General features: G+C 41.2%; 19 protein-coding genes. 1 reads left to right on the top strand and 18 read right to left on the bottom strand.

From position 1 onward, the window contains the following. Positions 1-83: 83 nt before the first annotated feature. The 16 genes from AC5590_RS03780 to AC5590_RS03705 all read right to left on the bottom strand — a co-directional run bounded on the left by AC5590_RS03780 (position 84) and on the right by AC5590_RS03705 (position 21,476). Positions 84-1,559 (bottom strand): AAA-like domain-containing protein, encoded by a 1,476-nt coding sequence (locus AC5590_RS03780; protein WP_246163037.1) that lies wholly within the window; start codon positions 1,557-1,559, stop codon positions 84-86. Positions 1,560-2,425: 866 nt separating this feature from the next. Beyond that, positions 2,426-3,544, bottom strand: coding sequence for a glycosyltransferase family 4 protein (locus AC5590_RS03775; protein WP_246163038.1), 1,119 nt, complete (start codon positions 3,542-3,544; stop codon positions 2,426-2,428). 471 nt (positions 3,545-4,015) lie between these two features. Then, the gene (locus AC5590_RS03770; RefSeq protein ID WP_169263091.1) at positions 4,016-5,368 is read right to left on the bottom strand and encodes an oligosaccharide flippase family protein; all 1,353 of its coding nucleotides are present in this window, start codon (positions 5,366-5,368) and stop codon (positions 4,016-4,018) included. Positions 5,369-5,454: 86 nt separating this feature from the next. Then, positions 5,455-6,588 (bottom strand): acyltransferase family protein, encoded by a 1,134-nt coding sequence (locus AC5590_RS03765; RefSeq protein ID WP_169263090.1) that lies wholly within the window; start codon positions 6,586-6,588, stop codon positions 5,455-5,457. A 115-nt stretch (positions 6,589-6,703) separates the two neighbouring features. Beyond that, positions 6,704-8,008: a glycosyltransferase family 4 protein gene (locus AC5590_RS03760; RefSeq protein WP_169263089.1), complete on the bottom strand. Its 1,305-nt coding sequence runs from the start codon at positions 8,006-8,008 to the stop codon at positions 6,704-6,706. Between the two features lie 5 nt (positions 8,009-8,013). Further along, the gene (locus AC5590_RS03755) at positions 8,014-9,060 is read right to left on the bottom strand and encodes an NAD-dependent epimerase/dehydratase family protein (protein WP_169263088.1); all 1,047 of its coding nucleotides are present in this window, start codon (positions 9,058-9,060) and stop codon (positions 8,014-8,016) included. After that, entirely contained in the window at positions 9,057-10,109 is a 1,053-nt protein-coding gene (locus AC5590_RS03750) for a Gfo/Idh/MocA family protein (protein ID WP_169263087.1), read from the bottom strand. Before AC5590_RS03750 ends, AC5590_RS03755 begins: the two co-directional genes overlap by 4 nt. A 113-nt stretch (positions 10,110-10,222) precedes the next feature. Then, positions 10,223-11,230 (bottom strand): glycosyltransferase family 2 protein, encoded by a 1,008-nt coding sequence (locus AC5590_RS03745; protein ID WP_169263086.1) that lies wholly within the window; start codon positions 11,228-11,230, stop codon positions 10,223-10,225. Between the two features lie 38 nt (positions 11,231-11,268). Beyond that, positions 11,269-12,531 carry an O-antigen ligase family protein gene (locus AC5590_RS03740; RefSeq protein ID WP_169263085.1) on the bottom strand — a complete coding sequence of 421 codons (1,263 nt, stop codon included), beginning with the start codon at positions 12,529-12,531 and terminating at the stop codon, positions 11,269-11,271. 86 nt (positions 12,532-12,617) lie between these two features. Beyond that, a complete protein-coding gene (locus AC5590_RS03735) occupies positions 12,618-13,880 on the bottom strand; it encodes a glycosyltransferase (protein ID WP_169263084.1) in 1,263 nt (420 codons plus the stop codon). 175 nt (positions 13,881-14,055) lie between these two features. Beyond that, on the bottom strand, positions 14,056-15,282 hold the full coding sequence (locus AC5590_RS03730) for a glycosyltransferase family 2 protein (protein ID WP_169263083.1): 1,227 nt from the start codon (positions 15,280-15,282) through the stop codon (positions 14,056-14,058). Positions 15,283-15,294: 12 nt separating this feature from the next. After that, positions 15,295-15,876: a serine O-acetyltransferase gene (locus AC5590_RS03725; protein WP_169263082.1), complete on the bottom strand. Its 582-nt coding sequence runs from the start codon at positions 15,874-15,876 to the stop codon at positions 15,295-15,297. After that, positions 15,861-18,083: a GumC family protein gene (locus AC5590_RS03720; protein WP_169263081.1), complete on the bottom strand. Its 2,223-nt coding sequence runs from the start codon at positions 18,081-18,083 to the stop codon at positions 15,861-15,863. Before AC5590_RS03720 ends, AC5590_RS03725 begins: the two co-directional genes overlap by 16 nt. A gap of 604 nt (positions 18,084-18,687) precedes the next feature. Then, positions 18,688-20,118 carry an exopolysaccharide biosynthesis polyprenyl glycosylphosphotransferase gene (locus tag AC5590_RS03715; protein ID WP_169263080.1) on the bottom strand — a complete coding sequence of 477 codons (1,431 nt, stop codon included), beginning with the start codon at positions 20,116-20,118 and terminating at the stop codon, positions 18,688-18,690. Between the two features lie 179 nt (positions 20,119-20,297). Then, positions 20,298-21,086 (bottom strand): WecB/TagA/CpsF family glycosyltransferase, encoded by a 789-nt coding sequence (locus AC5590_RS03710; RefSeq protein WP_169263079.1) that lies wholly within the window; start codon positions 21,084-21,086, stop codon positions 20,298-20,300. 45 nt (positions 21,087-21,131) lie between these two features. Continuing rightward, positions 21,132-21,476 carry an STAS domain-containing protein gene (locus AC5590_RS03705; protein WP_169263078.1) on the bottom strand — a complete coding sequence of 115 codons (345 nt, stop codon included), beginning with the start codon at positions 21,474-21,476 and terminating at the stop codon, positions 21,132-21,134. 8 nt (positions 21,477-21,484) lie between these two features. Here AC5590_RS03705 and AC5590_RS03700 point away from each other — a divergent pair, with 8 nt between their 5' ends. Next, the gene (locus AC5590_RS03700) at positions 21,485-21,676 is read left to right on the top strand and encodes a hypothetical protein (RefSeq protein ID WP_169263077.1); all 192 of its coding nucleotides are present in this window, start codon (positions 21,485-21,487) and stop codon (positions 21,674-21,676) included. Between the two features lie 111 nt (positions 21,677-21,787). Here the strand turns inward: AC5590_RS03700 and AC5590_RS03695 are convergent, their stop codons facing one another. Together AC5590_RS03695 and AC5590_RS03690 are read right to left on the bottom strand one after the other, a co-directional pair. Next, a complete protein-coding gene (locus AC5590_RS03695; RefSeq protein ID WP_256379333.1) occupies positions 21,788-21,922 on the bottom strand; it encodes a hypothetical protein in 135 nt (44 codons plus the stop codon). A gap of 256 nt (positions 21,923-22,178) precedes the next feature. Then, positions 22,179-23,342, bottom strand: a complete 1,164-nt coding sequence (locus AC5590_RS03690) for an endo-1,4-beta-xylanase (protein WP_169263076.1) — start codon at positions 23,340-23,342, stop codon at positions 22,179-22,181. Between the last annotated feature and the right edge of the window lie 1,621 nt (positions 23,343-24,963).

Raw genomic sequence — 24,963 nt, 5'->3', positions numbered from 1 at the left:
TAATGAAAACCAGCAAACTCGGGCATTCAGAACCCCTCCCATGCTGCTTGAAAGTGTCAATTCAAACCTCTGTTATAAGTTGTCTAGGTTTTGAATAGCAGGAATTGACTTAGGGCATCAGTCTGACTTGTGTAATTGGATTCTCGTTGTTCTTCCTTTAACGACTTAAAATAATTTCTAGTACAATTTTGCTTTCCAAGCTGTTGGGTAAAGAAAAGCCGATACAACTCACAACTTGGTTTTGCTTGATTGTCGTCTAGTTGAACCAAACCCATGCTTTCTAGTTTGTAAGCAGCGATCGCATCGAACTGCACTGTCTCATTATTCATCACAACCTCTTGCATAGCTGATATTAGTTGTGGATCAGCTTGCAGTAGGGCTAAGAGTTCTCTGAGATGTTGACTATAAATTCCACCGAGTGTGTCAGCTGTTTGTAATAACTCCTCTAGCGTCACGCCCTCTTGAGAAATATGATAAAGCCCAAGACTCACCAGATAGGGATGCCCTCCCATCATTGTTTGTAACGGTGTCAGCCGTCCTGCCCCTTGCTCGTTTGCTGCCCAATCTATTCCATAGCATTGTGCTAAATTCTGTACTTGCTTGAGAGTAAATGGTGGTAGGGAGACTGTCAACCCAACATTGAAAGGAGATTGGTTAAGCTTAAGCGGGATATAGATTTCTGTGCTATGAACCACCACTAAACGCAATTTTTGCCAGATGCTATCTTGTTTTGCCACCTCATGCCAAAATCGTAACATTGGCAAAAAGTCTTGAGCAATATTGGGGTGTTCAAAAACTCGATTGACTTCATTCAAAGCCAAGACTACTGCACTATTCTCGATACATTGCAGCACATACCCCTCGAAATAGATTTTGCAGCTTACCTTGCTGCCCATTTCGGCGTCCCAAAAATCATCCAGATTGGGGGGCAGGTTCAACTGCCTACTGACATTGATGCAGAACCAACGCAAAAACTTCTCTATCGATGCAAAAACGCCTTCATCAGCTTCTTGAAAGTCTAAATAAACAGTTTTATAATCCTGTTTTTTAGCGTAAAAAATCATCCTGTTGAGCAACGAACTTTTGCCCATCTTTCTGGGTGCTTTGATACGGATCAAGCAACCAGGTTGCATGATTTCTGCACAAACAAGTTCTTCAAGCGGAGGGCGATGGACGTAGAAAGGAGAAGCCACGGGTATTGGGCCACCTGGAAAGTCTGCCTTGCTTACTCTAACTAAATCTAGCGAAGTTTTTTGTGCATCATAATGTGCTTGAAACTCTTGTTGAGGCGGCTTGTTGTGCACAACAACGTTGTCTTGCTGGAATCTACTCAAAACTAGATGCAGATTTTTTTTGGTTACTCTTTCGCCAAGTGCCTCTGAAAGGTCTTGCCACAACTGGGAGCCAACTTCCTTTATGTAGTCGCTAGCGTAGCCTGAGCCTTTGGCCATTTCACCGTAAGTTTTTCCTAGTAATGATTGATCAAGTACAAACCGCTGAATGGAACCAAGGGGCTTGTCTTGGAAAATTTGTCCTAAAGCTTCCAGTAGATGTTCCACGGTTAATAAAAAGTTAAAGTTAAAGTTAAGTAATTTTACGCATATTTTCTTTACTAGTAATAATATACATCTAAAGGACAATTTTTACAAAGATTAAAGCACAAAGGGACGGACAGTTCCCTAGGGCAGGTTAGCTACCGTAGAACTGTCGTCATTCAAATAACTTGATCCAAGAATAAACTCGTGGGGATATTTTAAGTTCTGCGTTCCGCCCAACCTAATTCCTTCTCAACAAGCAGCACACAATTTCAGTCCACGGACATAAATTTTGTTTGAGTTTTTCTGTCTTTGTGATAATTAATACAAAAACAATCACGAGCGCAATTGCCCCTATGTGTCCAGAAGGTTAACTTTTGCGAAAACTTTCTCCCCAAATCTCCGGTTTGGACGACCCTGTGCTCTGCACAGTGGGGTATAAGGCGCGCAAAAGCGATAAGCCCGCTTGGTTTAGCTTGTGCGTATCGCACCCTCTAAGGGACTTCTAAATAAAAAAAACATCCCATCGCTTGGAGTCTATGGGGCGGGCTGCGATGAAGGCGACGATGAAACGACTTCCAAATAAAAAAACATCCCATTGCTTGGAGGGTAGGGAGCACTGGAGCACAGGAGCAGGTAGAGGAAAAATCGTTTTGAGTCCAGAAACTGGATAATTTATTTTTTGGAGTTCCCTAATCGGAAATATGCCCTAAGTAGCCATCATGAGCTGCAATCCCAATGGTTTAGACCACTGTATATTTTTTATGTAGTTCTTTTTTTGTGCTTACCTACTTAGAGCCACGTACTTTACAAAGTTCACAAATCATTGATAATGGCGTACCTTATCAATCAAGCGCAGGAAGATATGGGGATTAATTATTTTGAATTCATCATTTAGAATGTTCTATTTCCCTTAATGAGCCTGAGAAGTTTTTTCTATCTCCAAATTTAGAAAGAAATGTTGTCCCCAAAACTTGAACATACTTATCATGATTGTGTTGGTTATGTACCAGTTCATAGCCTCTGTGAGCCAACATTTCAGCTTTTTGAGGATTGTTTAAAAGATCCTGAATTGCTCGCTTGAGCCCTATTGGATCATGAGGATTTACACCAATAGCAACACCTGAATCAATCAGATCACTAATCATTCCTGGTGAGCGAGTGATGATTACAGGTCGCCGACAAGCCATTGCTTCAAACACAGTGGTGAGTCCAGCGTTAAAATTATTCTCAAGAAGGCTTAAAACAACTATGTCAGAATCCCGGTAAAGCTGCAATAACTCGCACCACTCGTAAAAGCGAAACGACATATTACTTGGTGTGACTTTTGGAAATGCTCCTCTTGGTGCTCTTGTGCTGGGTGAAAAAGCACAAATCTTCACATCGACATCTAAGTCTTTAGTGGCATCAGCTAGAGTTGCATAGTCCCGTTTCTCTAAACCTCCACTACCAATAATTGGACGCGACTTGTTTGGTGAAACCGATCCTGGTGTGAAAAACGATAGGTCTGTACATACTGAAGGTAATAGACAAACTCGGTTTTGATTTAAATGCAGGTAGTGACTAAGGAATTCAGCCTGATTAGCGTTGTGTGTGACAAATAAATCAATTCGGTCAGCTAGTTGAAACAAGTTCAATGCTAGAGAAGTTCGTGGTCGATTAGAGTTGTGAACAAAAACAATAATTTTGGGTCGCTTGTGTCTAGCACCGCAAAGTGCGGCAATTGGAAAGCCTATGACTTCACCAGTGCAATATATAACATCATCCTCTTGAAGCTGTGAGGATAACTTGCGTGCTAAAGCCCAGTGTTCAGGACGACCAATAATCCTTGCACGCATTTTATCTATGGGCAGGACTGGCTCACCTGCTGGTTGATGAATGGTTGCCCCCAAAAGCTGAGTCAAATCCCATATTGCATGCCTAGGATTTTTTCCTGCTTGGGCATTTCGGGCGATCGCTTCTAAATCACATGAAGGGCATAAAGCTATATGGTATTTCAAGACGTTCATATCATGATTCAGGGATATTTGCTGGATATTAACACTGCAACGCGATTGTTAACCGATAAACTATGTTAACTGGCAAGAGCTTGCGCTCAAAACTTTTTAAACGCTTACGATCATATCCAGCCTTTGCTGATGACCAAGATATAATCAGCCAAGAATTGTTTACTAGTACACAACTTTTGTGGCTCCACATCCACTGCTACGATACGCACAAGCTAAAGCTAGCGGGCTTATCGCTAGTGAAGTTGCCTGCCACATTGGGAAAGAACCTAGTTGATTCCTAAGGATACTGCTGTTTGATTCTCTAATCAAGATATTAACTTTTGTCTTTACCAAATATCCTCATTTATAAAGTAAACATCAAGACTTTGTAGGTTGAGTGGAACCAAGTGGAACTCAACATTTAGTAGACTTGTTGGGTATAATCCCCGATACGGGCACTTTCCAACCTACAAAATATTTTAAAGATTTACTTTATAAATGGCTTCCAAGCAGTGTTTTAATTGGTAAACCAAACCCCAAATAATTCCGAATGACTAAAAATAAAGCAAGTATAGCTATAAAAAATGCGGTAGTTTGAATATCTTGAGCAAAACAAGTAAGTTTTTCCTGCCAAAGGCCATAAAGATTGACTATGTACAAAGGCAAATCGCTGAGTGCAATCACGATAATTGCCCCCAGTTCCCCAAAACTGTAATATGCCAGAGGTACACCTAGAGTAATTATTCCAAATCGAGCAAAATTACTTTGAGCTGAATATAAGGGCTTGCTAATTGCCAATAGAGCAGGACTTATAGTATAAAACAGTAGAGAAAACCAGATGCCACTGCACAAAATTGGCATCATCCAAGTAGCTGCGGCATACCTTTTGTCATACAGTACAGTAATAATTAAATCACCAACAGTAACCAAGCTTGCTAATCCAATCGCACACCCTATTAGAATCACCCACCGTTGACGGATAATTTTTGCTTGCAAACTTGACCTTGGTAAGTCAGCTTGTTGGGAAATTGTAGGAAAAATGACTTTATAGCTAAGTTGTTTAATAACTTCTCGGGGTATGCTTGCTAGGGTATAGGCTACTGTATAAACGCCTAGCATTTCAAGTGACAGGATTTTACCCAAAACCAGGCGATCAGATTGTTCAGCTGCAAACATCAGTCCTGATGCAATGAACATCCACTTGCCAAAGGATAGAATTTCTTTAACAGCTTCTGGCTCCCATGCAAAGCGATTGGAGTATTTTGGTATTAACCAATAGCTGCTAACTAGTTTGTATATTGCTCCTATCACCATCCCAACAGCTAAAGACCAGACAGTTGGATAGCGCCAAACCAAGATACATAAGGTAGACAAAAAACTTGCTTGCAATAATAGGTCATATACAGCAAGTTTACCTAATTCCATCCGGCGATGAAGAGTATGTTGGCTAGTACAGCTAAATCCATCAAAAATTGCGTATAATAAACTGATAGGAATCAGCCACACTAAGCGTTGATCATTGTAAAAATTTGCCATTGGAAAGCTAACAAGTAAACAAACAATCCAAATGACAACACCACGAATAACTTGTATAGTCCAAGCAGTATTTAAAAAAGCAGGTTCATCACCTCGTTTACTATTAATTATATTTTGAGCAATGCCAACGTCTGAGAATAACTCAAGACCAACTCTTAGGGTCGTGACTAAAGCCATCAAACCAAAAATTTCTGGTTGAAGCAAGCGAGTTAGAATCAAATTATTCCCAAACCGTAGGATTTGAATCCCTCCAAAACCAATAATTGTCCAGATTGCACCACGGATAGCAAGCTTTTTTAGAGATGTCATAATTTATTTCATAAATTAGGTATGATTTGTAGTTCTTATAGAGCGAGTGATGCACTTTCTGATAATATAGTATGGCTACTTTAACTTCATACACGAATAACGCCCTTCTTCTTTACAAGCTTGACCTTTTGGCTCAAGTTGATGGATGGTTTTTCTACCAATTCCCACATAAGGGCGGCAAAGCCAACACTAGCAATGATTCCTAGTAATAAAGAAAACCCTTGGCTAAAAGCGCTATTGTGAAGCAGTTTAATACCGAGGAAAAATGCTGCTCCGTAGATAGCACTATGGGTCAGATACAGACTGTAGGAAATATGACCAAGAAATTGTAGCCCTCGCCACTTTAACCAAACTTGCATGCGATTGGCTCGTGCAACTTCGAGTATGAGTACGGCGACAATCACACACCCAATAGTAAATTGTGTTGATTTTACCACTCCAGCAGCCAACAACAGCGCTGAATAAGAGTAAAACAAGATAGGCTTCAACTTATCACGCCATGACCAGTAAGCAAACACCCCTAGCAAAAATCCATACCATAACGGCAAAAAGAAAAAAGGTCTGCTATTATCTCCAAGCAGACCTATAGGAAAAAGAGCAGCAAGGACTGCAGCAGGGACAAATACAACTGATCGAGCATAACGTAAATTCCACGAAGAATTAAGCCACTGTGCTAATCCTAACAGTGCACAAAAGATTAAATAGAACTGTACTTCTATACACAATGTCCAGTAAACTTCGTTGATCTGTGGAAGTCGAAAAATATCTTGTAAATAGAATAGATGTGTCAGCAATCTCGGGAAAGATAAAGGCTCCTTTCCTGGCGCAAACGCCTCACCTTTGACATGGGAAGATAGGAATGCAAAAGCTAGAGCAACGACAATTGAGACATAATACGGTGGAGTTAGTCGAGCAAGACGACGCAAACTAAAACGTCCAAAGTAGGATAAGTCAATCTTTGCCTCACGTAGCGAGTGCGCAATCACAAAACCACTTAGAACAAAGAAGATGGCTACACCTAAGCCACCCCACTCAAAGACGCCAACGACAAGCCAGTGGGGCAAGGAGCTGGTTAATAAGGCAATACGCTCATCTAAAGGAGCATGGAATAAAACTACCCATAAAGCTGCAATACCCCGTAGGGCATCAAGAAAATAGAAATACTCTTTGGGCTTAGATGCTGAAGCTGTTGAAGTTGTTGATGAGACTTTGGGGTTCATTTCTACAAAAGCATTGGGAAATATTTTTTGGATGATATTAGCGCTACCTTTTTAACAGTTACCAGTTACCAGTTACCAGTTATCAGTTCCTGTTCACTGTTCAGTGTTCACTGTTTTAAGGAGGGTTACTAGATTCGTAACCAGATGTTGTTACGATCTGATATTCGTTCAGAAAAACTTGCTTTTGTTGATCATCAGGACGAATAGGTTCTAGTTTTCCTTGCAAGGCGCTAGTCATTAAACGATGCAGTCGTGCAACTTCATGGTGTATATTAAAGTCTTTTTCTACTTTGGTTCGACCTGCTTTACCAAATGCTGCTCGAAGTTTTTCATCATTCAGTAACTTTTCGATGCGCTGTGTCAAGGTAACAGTATCTCCAGGTGGAACAAGATACCCATTCACACCATCTTCTACCAACTCACTGACGCCTGCAATCTGGGTGGCTACCACAGGTACACCAGCCGCCATTGCTTCCATTAGTACAACTGGTATCCCTTCAGCAAAGCTGGACATTACGAAAATATCTGTTTGCTGAAAGTAATTGCGTACTTCAGCTTGGGATTTATAGCCAACGAAATTGACATTCTGATTTAATCCCAACTGAGTTGTCAAAAGTTCTAAATTTTGACGGTCTGGACCATCACCTACGACTGTTAATATGATGTCTGGATGCGATCGCCTTAAAGTAACCAAACTTTCTAGTAAAATAGGTAAACCTTTCGCTGCAGCCAGTCGTCCAACAAAAAGCAAGCGTTTTCCTGAGTCGTTATGGGAAACGACATCGAATAAAGCTGGATCCACACCACAATGAATGATATGCATTCGATTCCACCTTTCGGTGGATGCGAATATCATTCCTTGACTGCGAGCATAATGACTAATACAACAAACAAACAACGCTCGTTTGATTTTCTCGTCAAGTCGCCATTGATGTGGACGGAAGAAAATATAAGGACCGTGCAAGGTGAAGCTATAAGTAAAACCGCCCATTTCAGCGGCGATCATGGCTACGGTACCGCTAGCTTCTGCAATGTGGTTGTGTAGATGTACTATTTGTCTTTGTTTGATTTGTTTGGCAAGGATGCCTGCTTCCAAAAAGTAAAATAATTGATAGAACCCACCTCGCAACCCCGGTTGGCTGGTTGAGAATGCGAGCTTGATTGCTTGCAAGTATTTTTTTGGGGAAGCAAGGAGTAAATTGAGGTGCGCTAGCAGTAAGTTGATGAAATTGGGGGGAAGAATGTAGAAGGTGCGATCGCGCTCTAACTTCTGTTCCTCTCCCACTATATGTTCATCCCCTGTTCGGCGAACAGAGAATGTCTGGACGTCCACCCCCATTTTTCGCAAAGTTGTGACTTCTCGCTGGATGAAAGTATCTGTTGCTCTGGGATACTCACCAGTTAGGTAAGCTATACGCATGGTATTCAGCTTCCTAAAGGTTGCAACGAGGGTGTCGGCTGCGATACCTGCAACAATTCAGTATTGCTAAAACTGCGGTCAAGTGCGGTGTTCAGTGAATACCTGGGGTTCCAGTTCAAAACTTTTTTGGCACGGGCATTACTGTAGCTAAATAACTTAAACCGAGCATCCAGTATGATTGGGTTGAATATGCCAGGTAGCTTTGCTTGCCCATTCAGCACTTTTTTGTTGTAGATCCAGAATAACCAGGCGATCGCCCGCATCAATGTCCAATTGATCCGAATCATCCGGGGCAAAGAGTATTTGCGTTTCGCGAGTTCCTTGACATAAGCTCTTTGGGTGGGCAAATCGTCATCATTGATATTCAAAGTTTGACCAATAGCCTCTTCACGTTCTACTGCGCTGACAATCGCATCAGCACAATTTTCGACATATGTCAATGGCATCGTTGCATAAGCCCCGATTCGCAACCACAAATTGCCACTTAATTTTCCTCCAAGCAGGGTACTCCAGAGGTTATCTCGTCCATAAACTAATCCTGGACGAACAATTGTCACCTGTGCCTTGTGTTCTTGCTCAAATTCGCGAACAAGTTCTTCTTGAAGAATCTTGGTTTGGGCGTACTCATCCCGCTCAAGAGGATCGCACTCTACGAGTGTATCTTCCGTGATTGTTGTGCCAGAGGTTGTGCGAAGATAATCGTACACCGAGAAAGTGCTAATATCAACCAACCGCAGCACATTAGCTGAAAGCATGGCATTGAGCAAGTTTTCAGTAGCAATGACTGTGCCAGCAAAGCGTGTGTAAAAGTCGCCTTCTTTTGCGGCTGCCAAATGGATGACTGCGTCTACACTTTGGAGGGCGTCAACAATACCATTGGGCGAACGCAAATCGATACGGATCAGCTCTACATTTGGGTGATTGTGCCATGCTAGGCGCTTTTCATCACTAGATGGTCGCACAACTGCACGTACTTTATGTCCTTGTCGTAGTGCTTGGGCAACAACATATTGTCCGAGAAAACCGGACGCACCTGTTATCAATAATTTCATACGTGATTCACCTCCAATAGTAGGGCATTAATTAAGTGATGTGTACGCTCCATATCTTCAAAACTGATTGGTGGTTCCTTACCGTCGATGACTGCTTCGTAGGTTTTGTCTAAAAGTCGATGAATACCTTCATATGTCGTTTGTTGCATAATTTTGTTACGAAAATTCGTGAATGATGCTCCAATCAAATCGCATCCATTCAAAAAATGATTGATCAGCGGAGAGAGTTGTTCTCCAGCGCGAGGTATGACACAACGCAAATGCGGCTGAAACAAATCAGTTTCTGCATAGCCTTTTGAACCTCGTACCGTAACGGTAAAAGTCTTAGGTGGTGTGTGACAACTGAATCGAATCCGAGCGTGTGCCGAGCCTCCGATGACGATCGCATCAAGGTCATCATACCGGAACAAGTCTCCACCACCATGATTACTCCATGCAGCGCTGACGCGTTCAAATTTTGGTAAAAAGCGTACTGTCATGGAGCACAAGTGTGTCATAAAATCATGGATGACCCCTGCCGGCATTTTATGAATGGGATTAGGCAGGTTTTCGTCTGCAAATGCTCCACCATCGCGAACCGGAAGTGCTATCCGGACTTCAACTTCCTGGACTTCACCCAAAGTCCCATCTGCAACTAATTTCTCAATCGCAAGGATTGGTTCGTTAAAACAGTAGTTTTGATTTTCAATCACCCAACGATTGTGAGACTGTGCAAAAGTCCAAAGTTCTTTAAATTCATCGTAAGTCGGTGTAATAGGCTTCTCACAGAACACGTGTACACCAGCTTCTAAGCAGTCCTTGGCAATCCGTTTGTGTGTGTGAGGCGGAGTCAGAATATGTACAATATCAGGCTTAACTTCATCGAGCATCTGGCGGTAATCAGTGTAAGCTGAGTCTGCACCGAAGCGTTGGGCTGCATATTTAGCAGAGACTTTTGAAAGGTCGCAAACACTGGCTAGATGTGCGCGTTCAGATTTGGAAATAAAACTGAGATGTTCTTTGGAGATTGCCCCTGTGCCAATGACGGCTGATTTAAGTTTTGTTACCATTGATACTTTATGAAATCAAAAAACTAAGTGTTTTGTAAGTTAATTTTGCCATGATTTTCGTTAAACATTGCGCGTAACTATAGATACCAATATACGGTAAAACAGAGATGAGCTTAACTGACTGAAGGCGCGCTTTTATATTCGACTAAGGTGCGCTGTCGCTTCAACAATCTATTGATGTGAAATTGGATTTGACCCAATAATTTCGGGTATTTTTCTAACACACCACAAAACAGGGCGTAGAAAAGAGCATCTTTTTTCTCAAACCCTTTAAACCGTGCCAGTCGATACACTCTGTAACCTAACAAAGTATAAGCTATTAATAGTAATAGTATGCTTAATCCCCGAGTTGGCAATAAACTAGCAAGGGTCAACACAGGCAAAAGTAAACCCCATAACCAACTTCTTAAACTTTCTCTCACCCAATGGCGTTCGGGACTGCCACCATGTAGCCAAGCCCCCTCAGCATAAGCATGACCATTGCGAATCTCTCGTTTCCACCACTGTCGGAAACGAGTGATTTGGGCGTCGTGTGATGTCATTTCTGCATCAATACGTAAAATTTTGCCACGAGCCTGACGCAGTCGCACACACAGTTCTGGTTCTTCTCCTGCAATTAATGTTGGATTGAAACCTCCCACCTTTTTGAATGCGATCGCTCGCATCATGGAGTCACCTCCACAGGCTTTTGCTTCACCTATTGGGGTGTTCCACTCAATGTCGCACAGGCGGTTATAAATAGAGTTAGTTGGGAATTCTTCTCGACGTCGCCCACATACGACCACAACATCAGGTTTCGCAACTAATTCATTTACAGCACGTTCCAACCATCCCTCTACAACCCGACAGTCTCCATCCACAAACTGGACGAATTCTAACTCTGGTTGTATTTGTAATAAGTGTTCAAACCCTGTATTTCTAGCACGGGCTGCAGTGAACGGAATAGACAAATCGAGTTCGATAACATGGACACCAAGGGAGCGAGCCAGTGCTACACTTCCATCTGTGGAGCCTGAATCAACGTAGACTACACTTGTTCCTTTTCCTATCACTGATCGCAAACACGCTTGCAGACGATTTCCTTCGTTGCGTCCGATGACAACAACTCCAATAGATTGCAAAGCTAGACCTCCTGTAATTATTATCTATTTAGACAAGTTTAAGTAACATGCAGATAGTTTTTCTGGTTCGGAATATTAATTGGTTGAACAGTCTTTCGTTGGCTCAAAGTAAAAGCAACTGTTATAAACAAAGTCCAATACACGTTTTCTCCACGTAACAAAATACTTTCTGTCACGTTATTAATGCTCAGGAAAGTGAGATAAGCTAATGGCCAAAGATATTCTAGATTTTTCGTTGCGTAACCTTGTTTTAATGCGCGAACAAAGGCTGTAAAATAAATAGTTAAAAAAAGTAAAAAACCAATCAACCCAAGATCAAGTGCTATATCAAGAAAACCATTGTGGCCATGAGGTGCAACCCAACCAGTACCTAGTGCTTGACCTGCTTCGATTGCATACGGACTTTTCGGTGCCCAAAATGCACCACGCCCGTAACCCAATAATGGTCTTTCCATTAATCTACCTAGTGCATAAGTCCATATGGGTGTCCTTCCAGTAAAAGTTGCGTCTCTTCCTAAACCAGTCAAGAGTTCTACCCAATAAGTTAAAAGTGGTACGATAATACATCCTAGAAGAAGAACTCCAATGTTTGTGAAAATGACGCTTATTTTTCCATGCCAACGAAAATTTTTATAAAACATTATTATAAAAATAAGTACAAAAGAGAGAACAAGAGAAGTTTTGGAAGTTGAAAGCAGCATCAATACGAGCGAAAAACCAAAACCAAACCATTTGTATAAAAAAGAGTTTTCTTTTGGTAGTGTAAAAAATGTTACTGAGCTTAAAACCATCATGCTTCCAAAGTTATTTTTGTGTCCATATACTCCCTTCCATGCTCCCGGATGACTTACCATTGCATCACTTGCTTGATGTATACCAACGGAAGGTAACACAAAAGCCGCAATTATACTTAAGAAACATCCGATCAATAAAGTATTGGCGATGACTTGTACCTGCTGTTTCTGATTAAATCGTGTAGCAAAGTATAAGCTAAACGAGGTCATCATCAAGACATCTCTACTATTAAATAACGTAAAGTCTGGAAATTCTGACCAGAAGAATGATAGCAGAGCTATGACACTTAATATACAAAGTAATATGTTGTTTCTGCATGTAATGATTGTGTTTTTCCAGAAGACAGCAACCAGAAGGGTTGACATTCCCCAAACAAAGAATCTAATAAATGTGACAACTGCGCTTGACAGGACAAGACCTAGAGAATCTACACCAAATACGCCGGATAAAAAAGATAAGCCTAAAACAATAAAAGCTTTTTCAGCAATTCTTAGATATTTTTTCACAACTGTATATTGCTATACGCGGGTTTTACTTTCTTTATTTAATACTAAATACATGTCATCATAAAATATGTCGGCTAGTTAAACATTTAAAAAGTGAATCCTGAATATTTCTGAATTAGGTCACTTCGCTGCTGATAAACAGTTTTTTCATCAAAAAACTGACCAGATAGTGCAGCCGATTGAATCAACCTACTTAATCTTGCTCGATTTAAATTCAGTTCAATAACTAAGTCAGCCAGTTTTTGCCAGTCGTTCATGGGCACAAATGCACCACCTCCATATCGAGAGACGAGATCTTGGCAATAGGAGCTATCATAACCGACAATAGGACAACCGGAGACTATTGACTCAATCAGGCACCGAGGTGATTCTGGTGTTTTATGGCAGAAAAGAAAGATGTGATTTTCTCTCATCGTCTGCAAAATTTTGGTTTGGTCATCAACAAACCCAACTAAATTAACATGGTCAGCAATACCCAACTCTTGAGTTAACGACTTCATCTTCAAAAGAAGTGGTCCATCTCCAACCCAAGTGGCTTTGACATTAACACCAGCTTGACAAATCCGATGTATGATATGTAGCCAATCGAATGGTCCTTTCATGTCAGCTGCTCGTCCGACATAGCAAATCAGTAAAGGTTCATTAGACTTTAATGACTCGATTTTGAGGTCTATGCTTGATTCGTCAATTTGATCAGACTTTTTTGTATGAACATCGTAAATGCAATGGGGCTGTTTGCAAAAAGGTGAATATGCTTGATAGCAATCTTGCCCTTGAAAAAGTCCTAGGCTGCTTTGACGAATCAAGTATTGTTGATAGCGTTTCATCAATGGTAGCTGCAAAAATTCTTTAGTGCGGCTCACCAGAGGCAAACTTTGCAACGTTCGACTGATGACCTCATACTCAACGCGATCTAACCAAGCAGTATAAGGTCGTCCTAGCTTTATGGCTTCCAAAGCAGCAATTCCTCCCCAATCTCCAATAGGTCGAGCTATTACGAAACAAAGATACTGGTTTTGGTGTATTTTTTCTTGTAATAAGCGACGTGTTTTTGCATATACCTTTGTAAAGTCTCGCAACTTATACGCGTAGGGCAGTGGTACAAATTCTAGTTGGTCTGCACATGGCAAATCTGTGAGTGGTTGCCATACTGTTCTAGCAGTGGAAGACTCTTTTGTTACAGCTATGTGTTCTGGTAAGGAAGGACCAGCGATCACAACTCGCTCAAAATTTTCTGCCCAGCGAACCAAACCTGCGCAGGTTTGGTCATCCAACCCCAATTGACCGTCTATTTCCCGAAGCGGAACTGAATTTACTAGCAAAAGACTATTTTTTGGAATTTTATTCATAACGTTTATAGTCTCAACGCTTTGTATAATAACCCAAGTTGCTAGCTATCAAAAAGCATTTTTAGTTAAGTACAAATTTTTAATTTTTAGTATTTAGGGGTACTGAAAATAGCTTTTTTGTAAATTCAGATACCGTTCATGGACACGAATTAGCAACTTCACCTTAAGAACTCAACTAAGAATCTGTTGGATTAACTGAATCCCTTTCGGTACGAACCCACACGCTTTGAGGCTTGACTAAAAACTTGAAATAAACTGGAATTTTCCAGAGAATGTAAAAAGGAACAGTTAAAAGTTCGCGCAAAGGAAGGTCTTGTCGAGCGAACTTAGCCCAAGTTGTTAGGATTGCAATGAGGAAACAAAGTCCAGCTGTGCCAACAATAACTGCTGGCATCAAAGATGTTTCCAAAATCCCAAAAACCAAAGAAAGTGCCATTAGCACTAACCAAATCAGAACTAGTAGGGATAAAGGTGGCACACATAAATCCAGAACGCTCACCAACAAGTCGAACCTTTTTTGAAACACTGCTTGTTTAAGCAAGATGGGGACATAGGTCTGCATGATTTGTAAATGACCGTGATCCCAACGAGTTCTCTGACTTTTGGCAGCCTGCGACTGCTGTGGTAAATATCCAGTGACTTTTGCTTCTGGGCAAAACACTGGTCTGTGTCCAGCTAAAGTCAAGTCCAAGCCTAGTTTTAAATCTTCAAGAAGGTGAGAGTTGGCTAAATTAACTGAACGAATCACTGTCCAAGGGAAAGCCATACCTGTGCCAAGCAACGGGCAGGATTGTCCCAAGCGTGCTAATCCACGGGGACGAACTAAATTCCTGACGATGTTAGAAAATTGTGAAACAAAGTCTTTTGATGACTGTGAGTTTTTCGGTCTACTCATCAAGTAGGTGGCTTGGACAGGTGCCCTCAAGGCGATCGCACGCTGACTCAACAGTGAAATTGCATCTGGTTCGACTGTACAGTCAGCATCAACAATCACAACCACATCAGGAGGAGCCGACTCCATAAACTGTAAGCCGTAATCTAAGGCGTATCCCTTGCCTTTTCGCTCAAGATCGTGACGCTCAATAACTGTAGCACCTTTGGCACGAGCAATCTCTGCTGTTGTGTCACTACAATTGTCAGCAACAACAACCAAACTATCTTGTCTGTTTAAGGTTGGCAACAGTTTTTCGATTGTTGAGCCGATAACAATTTCTTCATTGTGGGCGGGAACCAAGACACTCACTTTGAGATCTTGGCTATTGTCTTTATTAATATCAGAAGTTATTCGCAATAGAGCCGCAGTACATTCAATTAAAAAAAATAGGCAGACAATAAACAGACCACTAGCGCTTACTAACAGAACAACATCAGTAAACGAAGCCATGAATTGGCTGATTGACATGGCATTGTTACCTCAAAGATGTGAATTGCCAACTTTTGAAGAATGAATGATTCTTGCAGGTATCCCAACTGCTGTTGCTCCTGCTGGAACATCGCTCAGAACCACAGCGTTAGCACCGATACTTGCGTTATCTCCAATACTGACGTTGCCAAAGATTTTCGCACCAGCACCGACATTGACACGTTTACCCAATTTCGGTGCATCAAGCGGGCGATCCAGGTAACGGTTGCCTAAAGTAACTCCTTGGCGAATAATACACTCATCTCCAATCGAGCAGTCTCCGTGAATGACTATTGCTCCTTGATGTTCAACAATCACGCGACGACCAAGTTCCACAGAGTAGGGTAGCTCTATTCCGTAATGATTCCGAACCTTGCGAAATAGCATTCGATAGAGAATGCTCAAAGGCGCTCGCAATAGTAGGGGTTTTATCTTCATCCGCCAAACTCCAAAACGGTGAATAGCCACTGCTCGGAATCCAGGCTTAGTCCAATCACGTCCGTGGGCGATCCAGTCTTCCTTAATCAGCTGCCAAAGACCATGAGAAGATTCTGCTTGGTCTGTATTGACCATCAAGTTTACTTGTACACCCATTGTTCATTCCCCATTCCAGTTTTTACTACATCCTGCTCTCCTCGAACGTTTGAATAGTAAAAGTGATTGCCAGATTCCTGCTTCAAGTTTACAGCGTTGGCAATCATTCCCAAAATCCTAGCCTCTGAACGTCCCAGCAACGATTTTGCTGCTGTGGCGCTTGCTGAATCCACAACACCTGGTCGAGCAACCAGCAATACTCCATCTGCCATTTTTCCTAAAACTGCTGCATCAGCAGTACCAGCTAAAGGAGGAGTATCAAACACGATCACATCGTAGCGATCGCAGAACGTTTCAATCAGAGTGGCCATGCGCTCAGAGTCAAGCAACCCAAGGGGATTTGGAGGTTGCACTCCAGCTGTGAGGACTGATAACTCTTTTGTCACTGTTTGCACAGTTTGCGGAAGTTGATCCTGACCAACAATCACATTGCTTAAACCGACTGAGTTTACCAGACCCCACAAGTGATGTTGCGATGGTTTACGCATATCTGCATCGACTAGGAGAACTCGCCGTCCCGCCTGAGCCAATACTGCTGCTAAATTGGCCGAAACTTCTGACTTTCCTTCGCCAGGTACACAACTGGTGACTACAATGGTGCGAACTTTTCTATGGCTAATGAACTTCAGGTTTGCCTGGAGCATTTGATAAGCTTCATGAACCACTGAACGAGGAGAGGTTGCTACAATAATTCGGGCGGAGGCTTTGTCTGACATCAAGTTAACAGGAGATGATGTCTTCTTTGATTCAAACCTAGGAATTAATCCCAGCAAAGTATAACCGAAAAATGTCTCTGCTTCCTTAACCGTTTTCAAGGTTCTATCTATCAAGTCTACAAAGAATGCAGCTGCTGTACCGAGTAATAACCCGACAAATACACTGCCTCCTGCTAAAAGGAATGTTATTTTCGAGACAGATGGTTTTTTGGGAACCTGAGCCGGTTGAATTTCTTTAGCATTGCCAACAGTTTGCTTTTCTGCTACTTCGATTTCCTGTAGTCTGCTGACAAGATTTTCGTAGTTCTTTTGGGCGATAGATAACCTTCGCTCTAAATCTCCTTGCTTTTTCTCTAAATTTGGTAGGGCAGAAAGTCTCTGCTTATAACTTCCTTGAATATTAGACAATTCTTGTATCTTGCTTTCCAGACCCCGGCGTTGCGCTTGTATCAGTGCATATTGACTCGTCAGATTTTCCTTTATTTGCCCTATCTGCAATTTACCAGGAGCAACGTTTCGTTGAGTTCCTAAAACTTGCTTAACTCCAGATGGTCCTAAAACCTGTTCAACCCGCTGTTGTAATAAAGCATTTAAAGTTATTTCTTTATTTTTTAGCTCAGTGATAGCTGGATGATCACTGGTGTAGCGTGCTTCGTCATTTGCTAGTTTAGTTTGTACCTTTTGTAACTCACTTAAAACTTCCTGTACGCCAGGTATCTGACTTATGGAAGTAATTTCTACAGCCTGAGAACCTGCCAAATTCAGTTGACTGCGGATTTTTTCTTCCTGAGCACTCGTATCTGCAAGCGCTGCCTTAGCTTGGTTGATTTGCTCATCTATGCTAGCCTCATTTTGAACAGCGGCGCTTGCCTCTTCTGAAAGCTCGATAATCTTATAGCGAGTTTTAAACTCACGTAATGCCTCTGCTGCCTGGTTTAATTCTGCTCGAGCCTGTGGTATTTGCTTTTTGATAAATTCACCCGCAGCAACGACTTGAGTTCGATTAAACTCAATGTTCTTTGCTACATATGATTTCATCACCTGATTCACCACTGACGCTGTCAATTCGGGATTTCCTGAAGTGTAGGAAACCTTCAGTACATCTGTACCTACAATTGGTTCAACCTTGATTTGAAGCGACTCCGGACCCAGGGGGTTTCCTTTTTTATCTTTTAACCCTAGAGTATCAATAACCTGTTTTAAGATTGGCTCTGATTTCAAAATAACAGCTTGTGTTTCTAGAGGATTACCCTCCCGCATTAAAGATTCAAGATCGCCTATCTTTTCTCCCACTTTTGTCAGCGACGAGGTTCGATCTGATTTAAAAAGAAGCATTCCACTCGCCTGATATTCCGGTTTTTGCAGGAATATAAGAAACGACGAGAATCCTATCGAAGCTAGAAGGACTCCTACCACAATTGGCCAACGGCGTTTCAGAACCAGCCAGTATTTTTGAATTTCTACTTCTTCTTGATAGCCTCTAGTCTCCATAGAAGTTCCCTAATCATAGTTCAGTACGAGTTGTGAGCTAATGAATTCAATTTAATTATATAAACACATTAGCTTCATAGTATAGGCTATCTTTGCAACTCATCAAATATTATATTTTTAGCTTTATCATACGTACACAAAACTGATCGTTTGTGTACTGAAATATTAGCCATTGATCCATAAATTATTTGACTATTGCTATCTATTTTGACATGCTTTTGTTAAGCTGGCATAATAATCACCAAAACTATAACTTTATTTTTAAGTAGTTTCAAGCATTTTTAGAGTTTTATCTTTAAAGATACTGTAAAGTTTGCTGTTTTATTCATTAAGTGGGAAAAGTAAGAAAGGTATGTTTTGTGAGGCAATACTTTCACAAATAACATTCAAGTTAATTACTACAAACCTTTAAGTATTAACCACGATTACGAATACTATCTTCTAGACAATCACTACATTCAAATTTCATGACAATCTCTGATGTCCACATGTGTCAACACTCTTTAGGTACATCATACTAGGTTTACCAAAATTCCGTAAAATTTGATCAGACCAAAAACCGCCACCAAGCTGATACTTTGGTGGCGGTAGTTTCATGAAATACTTAGTAGGCACCTGCCTTACTAAAAACTACCTTGACAGTTTTCAGCAAAATTTGCAGATCCAACAATACAGACCAATTCTCTATGTAAGATAGATCTAATTTTACCCCATCTTCAAAATTATCGATATCCGAGCGACCAGACACCTGCCATAATCCTGTAATACCGGGTAAAACTTCTTGTCGGATAAAATGCTTTGTTTTGAATTTTTCTACATCTCTCATAGGCAGAGGACGCGGACCAACTAGACTCATCTCTCCAAGGAAAACATTAAACAGCTGGGGCAGTTCGTCTAAACTGTAACGGCGTAGGAATTTGCCTATCCGTGTGATCCGAGGATCGTCTTTCATTTTAAAAAGAACCCCATCCTTGATTTCATTCTTTGCTTCTAGCTTTGCTTGCAACTTTTCTGCATTGGCAACCATTGTGCGGAATTTCCAAATCTTGAAACTCTTACTATGCAAACCAACTCGATTTTGCTGGAAGAACACCGGTCCTGAAGAATCTAACTTAATCAGTGTAGCTATCACTACATAGACAGGAGACAGCAAAAGTAACAATATTGTTGAACAACAAAGATCAAAACTCCGCTTTACCCAAAAATCGCTGCCTGCAATGATGGGTGCAGGAATCGTCATACAAGGAACTTCACCAATCATCCAAAATACGGATTTGGGGTGACGAACTTGACCCTCTGTTGGCAGTATTCGTAGGGTAATGCCAGCTGTTTGGAAACGCCAGCAAACATAGAGACGATTCTTAATGGCGTTCCAAGAAACAAAAGCCTCTTCTATGCCTTGTGTGCGTAGATATTCAAAGGTTGTTTCTCGGTTCATCAGATGCAAACTGCTGGAATCAGCAATTCTGTGTATGGTGTAGCAATTCTCTTTCTCTATTAATCGAATATGGCTGTCTTTGTCTTCTGGGTCTGTAATCAAAAAAACGGTATGGCGAATTGCTCCTCTACTACGAAGTAATTTAGTAGCTAGATCACAGATCAAGCGACCAGTACAGACGAAAACAACAGACAACAACCAAAAAAGTAGAAAAGTTGAGCGCGAGATGTAACTCTCCGGTTCGTAGAGAAAGGCAATCATCAACAGTAAAAGATCTGATAGTGTGACTGCTTTGATCAGACCAAGATAGTTACGACGATTGATGCCTGATTTGTATAGTCCTTTAGTGGCAATCACGCCTATTTCGACTGCCAAAATCAGTAGTAGAAAAGAGACTTTTTGTGTCCAAGGCGAATCTAATGGAGTACCATAAAAGACTGCCAACTTCCATGCGAGGCTCAAAAACAATACATCTGTACAACTAAGTGTTCCAACGCGCAGAAACTTGCTGGTTAATCCTTTCTGTATCCTGGTGCCATTTGCCGACCTTAAATCTGGCTTGAACTCTGTAACTGATAAAGATTTATATGCTGCCACGATAGTTTTGACCCCTGTAGTTGCACTTTACAAAATAAATTTCCTGGCTAGATGGAACCTTTTCAAGTGTTATATTGAGCACATTCCTTTTTGAGTTTATCAAGTAATCAGAATTCGGAGTACTCTCAACTCTTGATACTTGAGAACGTAAAAAAAGTGTAATATATACACGTATCAGTTTAATATTGGGATGAGGTTCGAGAGCGTTTTCTGAACAATTTCATCAACTGTTGCTGTAGGACTCGATAAAAAAACAACGGATTACCCAGTACATAACGTTTCCACAAACGTTTTGGTTGTGTAGCTAATCTTGTTAACCACTCTAGACCACTACTAGTCATCCAGCGTGGACCTCTGGAGACAGTACCAGAATAAAAATCAAGACATGCCCCAAGAGGGAGAAAAACTTTTGTCTCTATTTTTTCTGAATTATTGAGAATCCAACGTTCTTGTAACGGCATTCCAAAGCCAATATACAAGATATCTGGTTTGAATTGGTTGATTTGTTGGATAACAAATTCATTTTCCTCACCAGACTTGTCAAAATAACCATGATGTCCTTTGACTCTTAAATTCGGTGCAATCACTTTGAGCTTAGCGATCGCTTGATCTACGGTTCCTGGCTCACCAGCAAGTAGGAACAAGGAAACATTTTCGCGATCGCAAGCTCTGGCAAAATCTTCTATATAATCTGGACAGGTCATGCGATGAGATGAATCAACACAGCCACCACAGAGTTTTGCTCCTAAGAGAACACCAAATCCATCGCAGAAAACTAAATCGGATTTATTGAGAAAGTCTTTATACCAAGGCAGTTCGTAGGCAAAATTCATTGCCCGAGTATTGACATGACCTATGATTGTTTTCTTCTTTAGTTTTGCGGCTTGGACAGCGTACTCGATCAGCTCATTAACTTTAATTTTATGAAACCTTGTTCCGAGTAAGGAAATTTCATCAAATTTTTGCATTTTAGATAGTTCCTTTTATATTGTTGAAATAGTTTTCACCCACACTCATAGCTTCAAGCCGTAAGTGCGCGTAAATTCAGATTGACATTCAAAGATCTCAAAAGCCCGCTCAAGTTGGGTCAGTTCAAAAATGAGTTTGATTGTGGGCGAAACACAGCAAACACTCAAGCGCCGACTTAAGCTTTGAGCCTTCTTCAGAGCAGCTATCAAAGCCATCAATCCAGCACTGTCTAAAGATTCTACTTGCTTGAAATCTACTAACAAGATGGAACAATGACGTTGTTCAATTGCTGTTGTTAGCTGCTGCTCAAAATCCAAAGCTTTTGTAGCATTTAAAGAACCATGAGGTCGAATCACTACAATTTGTGGATTAGCAAGCATCTGTCCCATAATTTGAATTGAATAGGCAATTAAATTTGCAACACTTCACCCTTACGGGAACGCCCGTCGCTACCCAACGGGTGCGCCTTCTGGTTGGCGTCTACAAGTCGGGAAACCCGGACGCCAGTACTGGCAAGGGCGGACAGATGCGCGACTGTCGGGAAACCCTAACGGAGGTCGCTCATGGGGAGCCAGTGCGTTGCGGTTAATCCAGCGCTGCAGTCTTTGTTTCCCGACAGAGGCGACGGGCGTTCCCGGAGGGAGCTAGCACGGCGCAGGAGGTGACGACAACCGGCTGCGGGAGGGGAGCCACTGCTCGACTAGGGTTTCCCGGCTTCTTGCAAGAGCGTCTGGGCAGGAGTTAGCATGTGGCGTTTTCCCGACGGCCAGGTATCTGGTGAGACAGCACGGCGTAGTCCTTGTCTCCCGCTCTCGGGCGATCTGCGCTCAGACATGCCGTATCTCCTATGTCCTTCGGACACGCTTCGCGAACGGAGACGCTGCGCGTTCGCCGTAAGGCGTGCGCTTTGCGCATACGGCGATAGCCGTGGCGTCAGCCATAGGCATAGCCGAAGGGGGTTGGGGTTCCCAAGGACGGTGCCACCTGGCGTGGAAACCCCAAGATCGCGCTGATTCACAATGCAAGGCTTTCAGAAAAATTCCACAACTGGTCTTCAACCACATTTTTACATCCACCATAAAGGTTCTTGGTCAACGTTTCGGGGCTTTATCAAACGCTCTTGCGATCGCATTCAATGCCAGTTTGGATTTGAAGTTTAAGTCGAGTGGCAAAGGACGTACTGGTGCACGATCTGAACGGGAACCAAACGTTGAAAGCCAAGAGTATCTGTCGCTCAATCCCCAAGTTAAGACGGCAATCACTGCTCGCTCATCTAGCACTACCGAAAGATAGTCTTCGTATTTAGCAGCGACAATGCGATCGCGCACAACGGTATCCAAAGGTAATTTTTGGTCTGTTACATCTAGTTCGCTAATGATAATCTTCAGACCAAGACTCGCCACGTTAGACAGAAAATTTCGTAGTTTTTTGGGATTCAAGGAAGCCTGACCTAACAAGTGAGATTGAATACCCAGAGCATGAATCGGTGTCCCTCTAGATTTCAGACGTTCTAGAAGTTTCAGAACAGCAGTTCTTTTCGCTTCATATTCAGAACCATTATGCTCCAGTCCATTCTCGTTGTAGACCAACATGGCTTTGGGATCAGCTTCCGCCGCAACTCGATAGGCAAGCTCTATGTAATCTGGACCTAGAAACTTGAGCCACGGAGTTTGTCGTAAACCTGATTTTAGTCCATCATCTGGTTTAATAGCCTCATTCACCACATCCCAAGAGTGTATTTTACCCGCGTAGTGTTTAGTTACAGTTGTAATATGTTCCACAAAAAATTTTTCTGCATTTTGGCGGTTAACGACTTCCTTGAACCAGTCAGGTAGTTGCTCATGCCAGACTAAAGCATGTCCTCGAAAAAGCATATTATGAGCGCGGGCAAATCCAGCTATCCAATCTGCTTTACTAAAGTCAAACACGTCTGGACGAGGTCGCACAAATTGCCACTTGAGCTCGTTTTCTGGTGTCAGGATACCGCACTGGCGAACAACGTTAGCCTGAAAAATCTTGTCTGACACAAGAACATTTTGTCCACAGGCGACTCCATAAATTAGTCCTTTTGCTGCCGCACGCTTGTTTAAGGAAGCAAGTCCCGCTACTTGAAAATCTCTTTTTGGGTTATCTAATGCATGCCTTAAGTACATTGGGTTACTATTTTTCACCGCTGCCAGAGCAGTGGCTCCTGTCAAACCTGATAGACCAATGTACAAAAAACGACGCCTGCTTTGTGACGAGTTTTTGAACATATAGATAAATGTAACCGAAACCAGGGATATTTGAATCTTGAACTCAAATTGCTAGTTAGTAATTAACAGGCTAGTAGTCATCATAACCTCTCCTAAAATGTGTTTATAGGAGAATACACTTGATACCACATTTTATCAGCCTTAGTAGGCAATAAGCTACCAATTCTTGCGAACTGAATATCTAAAGAATTCGCCACTTATTTTTTGGTCACTCAGAAAGTTACAGCTAAGCCATTTTCAAAGTATATCTACAATATCTCAAACTTAGTTTTTTAATTTTCTTCTTTCGAACGGAATCATCTCAAAAACTTTTCTGATAACAGATTCCAATAATTTTTCAAACCTTGTTGCGTTTCCGCTCATCATACAGCATATATCATTTTATTGGCAAGTACCTATCTTGGTTATTTATCATACAGCATCGTATCTTTGTTAGACAATCAACCTGCTTAATTTTATAATTGAATTAAGATGATTCTTTTATCTTATAATTGCTACCTCAAATAACTACTTTCAAAATGAAATAGTGGGAAAAGTAATAAAAGTAGGTAATTTACTTACTTCATCAATCTATTTTTTAGAAAAAATAAATTATTCCCTAGATTTTCGCTAAGAAATTTGAGTCATCAATCATTAGTATCAATAAGCACGATAGTCAAAAGTTGTTCTTTATACAGAATTATTTGAAATACCCATGATGTGGAGCAGTAAAGACTTTACTTTGGTGGTTTATAGCATTAGTTTTGATTGGTTTGTGTATCCTGAAAATACTGTAGAACTTTCGGATGCAAAATCTTTACAACCCAGCAGAATGAATGCGACAAAACACCAGGTATATGGAAAATTTTGTACAAATGCCCAATGATAAGTTTTTAGTAGTTCCATTTCATCAGAAGCCCTCAGTTCTATTTGTGGGTGGGATGATATTCTCTTTTATGAAGTGCAACATCATAGATATTTAGTATCGTCCCCATAAAGAATGGGCTTTCCTATCGTCCTTGCTGATAAATCATCCTAAGGATAAGAAAAATATGTAGAACTTTAGCTGATAAATCGACGAAAGTACATGATTCAGACAGTACCACCAAGCAGCATACCTTTTTACTTAGATTTATCTATTGACTCTGAATATACCCTGAGATACATATATTTACTCTCTTTATTTGCTAATTTATGTTTCTAATTAGAATACTCTCAACATACTAAAAACACTTAATATTGTATTTGTCCTCATGTTTGCTCCTAAAACTGATGGTGTTAGTTGCTTATAACATAGAATGTTTTCGTATGATCCAGCCATTATTGACTTATAGACAGTATCTGCCAACACATTTTTCTATAAACTAAAACGCTGCTATAGCTCTTTGAAATTACTTATTTTTACAACAATAGCTGGGAGACTTATGGACATAACTGAACAAATACACTCCAAGAAGTATAAGCTTGACAAACAAAATACATAGAAGATAAAAAAGGAAAACGTGAACTAAAATTTCATTCAAGTTTTACGCTAATAATATTTTGTTTTTCTTGGTATATTATAATAATTTCATTAAGTCAAGCGTGCGCTTTAGTATAATTGACTGCTGAGATCTTCAGTCTACTACACCTTCAGATTATC

Origin of the sequence: Brasilonema octagenarum UFV-OR1, assembly GCF_963888615.1 — a bacterium.
Taxonomy (GTDB): Bacteria; Cyanobacteriota; Cyanobacteriia; order Cyanobacteriales; family Nostocaceae; genus Brasilonema; species Brasilonema sennae.
Note: the sequence above shows the minus strand (reverse complement) of the source record. Positions and strands in the feature narration are given on the sequence as shown.

Bases quoted from the DNA above. Each gene is read 5' to 3' on its own strand.
- AC5590_RS03710 (WP_169263079.1), bottom strand. From the start codon at position 21,086: ATGCAAAAATTTGATGAAATTTCCTTACTCGGAACAAGGTTTCATAAA.
- AC5590_RS03695 (WP_256379333.1), bottom strand. From the start codon at position 21,922: ATGTCTGAGCGCAGATCGCCCGAGAGCGGGAGACAAGGACTACGCCGT.
- AC5590_RS03775 (WP_246163038.1), bottom strand. From the start codon at position 3,544: ATGAACGTCTTGAAATACCATATAGCTTTATGCCCTTCATGTGATTTA.
- AC5590_RS03705 (WP_169263078.1), bottom strand. From the start codon at position 21,476: ATGGGACAGATGCTTGCTAATCCACAAATTGTAGTGATTCGACCTCAT.
- AC5590_RS03760 (WP_169263089.1), bottom strand. From the start codon at position 8,008: ATGCGTATAGCTTACCTAACTGGTGAGTATCCCAGAGCAACAGATACT.
- AC5590_RS03735 (WP_169263084.1), bottom strand. From the start codon at position 13,880: ATGAATAAAATTCCAAAAAATAGTCTTTTGCTAGTAAATTCAGTTCCG.
- AC5590_RS03765 (WP_169263090.1), bottom strand. From the start codon at position 6,588: ATGAACCCCAAAGTCTCATCAACAACTTCAACAGCTTCAGCATCTAAG.
- AC5590_RS03750 (WP_169263087.1), bottom strand. From the start codon at position 10,109: ATGGTAACAAAACTTAAATCAGCCGTCATTGGCACAGGGGCAATCTCC.
- AC5590_RS03725 (WP_169263082.1), bottom strand. From the start codon at position 15,876: ATGGGTGTACAAGTAAACTTGATGGTCAATACAGACCAAGCAGAATCT.
- AC5590_RS03770 (WP_169263091.1), bottom strand. From the start codon at position 5,368: ATGACATCTCTAAAAAAGCTTGCTATCCGTGGTGCAATCTGGACAATT.
- AC5590_RS03690 (WP_169263076.1), bottom strand. From the start codon at position 23,342: ATGTTCAAAAACTCGTCACAAAGCAGGCGTCGTTTTTTGTACATTGGT.
- AC5590_RS03720 (WP_169263081.1), bottom strand. From the start codon at position 18,083: ATGGAGACTAGAGGCTATCAAGAAGAAGTAGAAATTCAAAAATACTGG.
- AC5590_RS03730 (WP_169263083.1), bottom strand. From the start codon at position 15,282: ATGTCAATCAGCCAATTCATGGCTTCGTTTACTGATGTTGTTCTGTTA.
- AC5590_RS03755 (WP_169263088.1), bottom strand. From the start codon at position 9,060: ATGAAATTATTGATAACAGGTGCGTCCGGTTTTCTCGGACAATATGTT.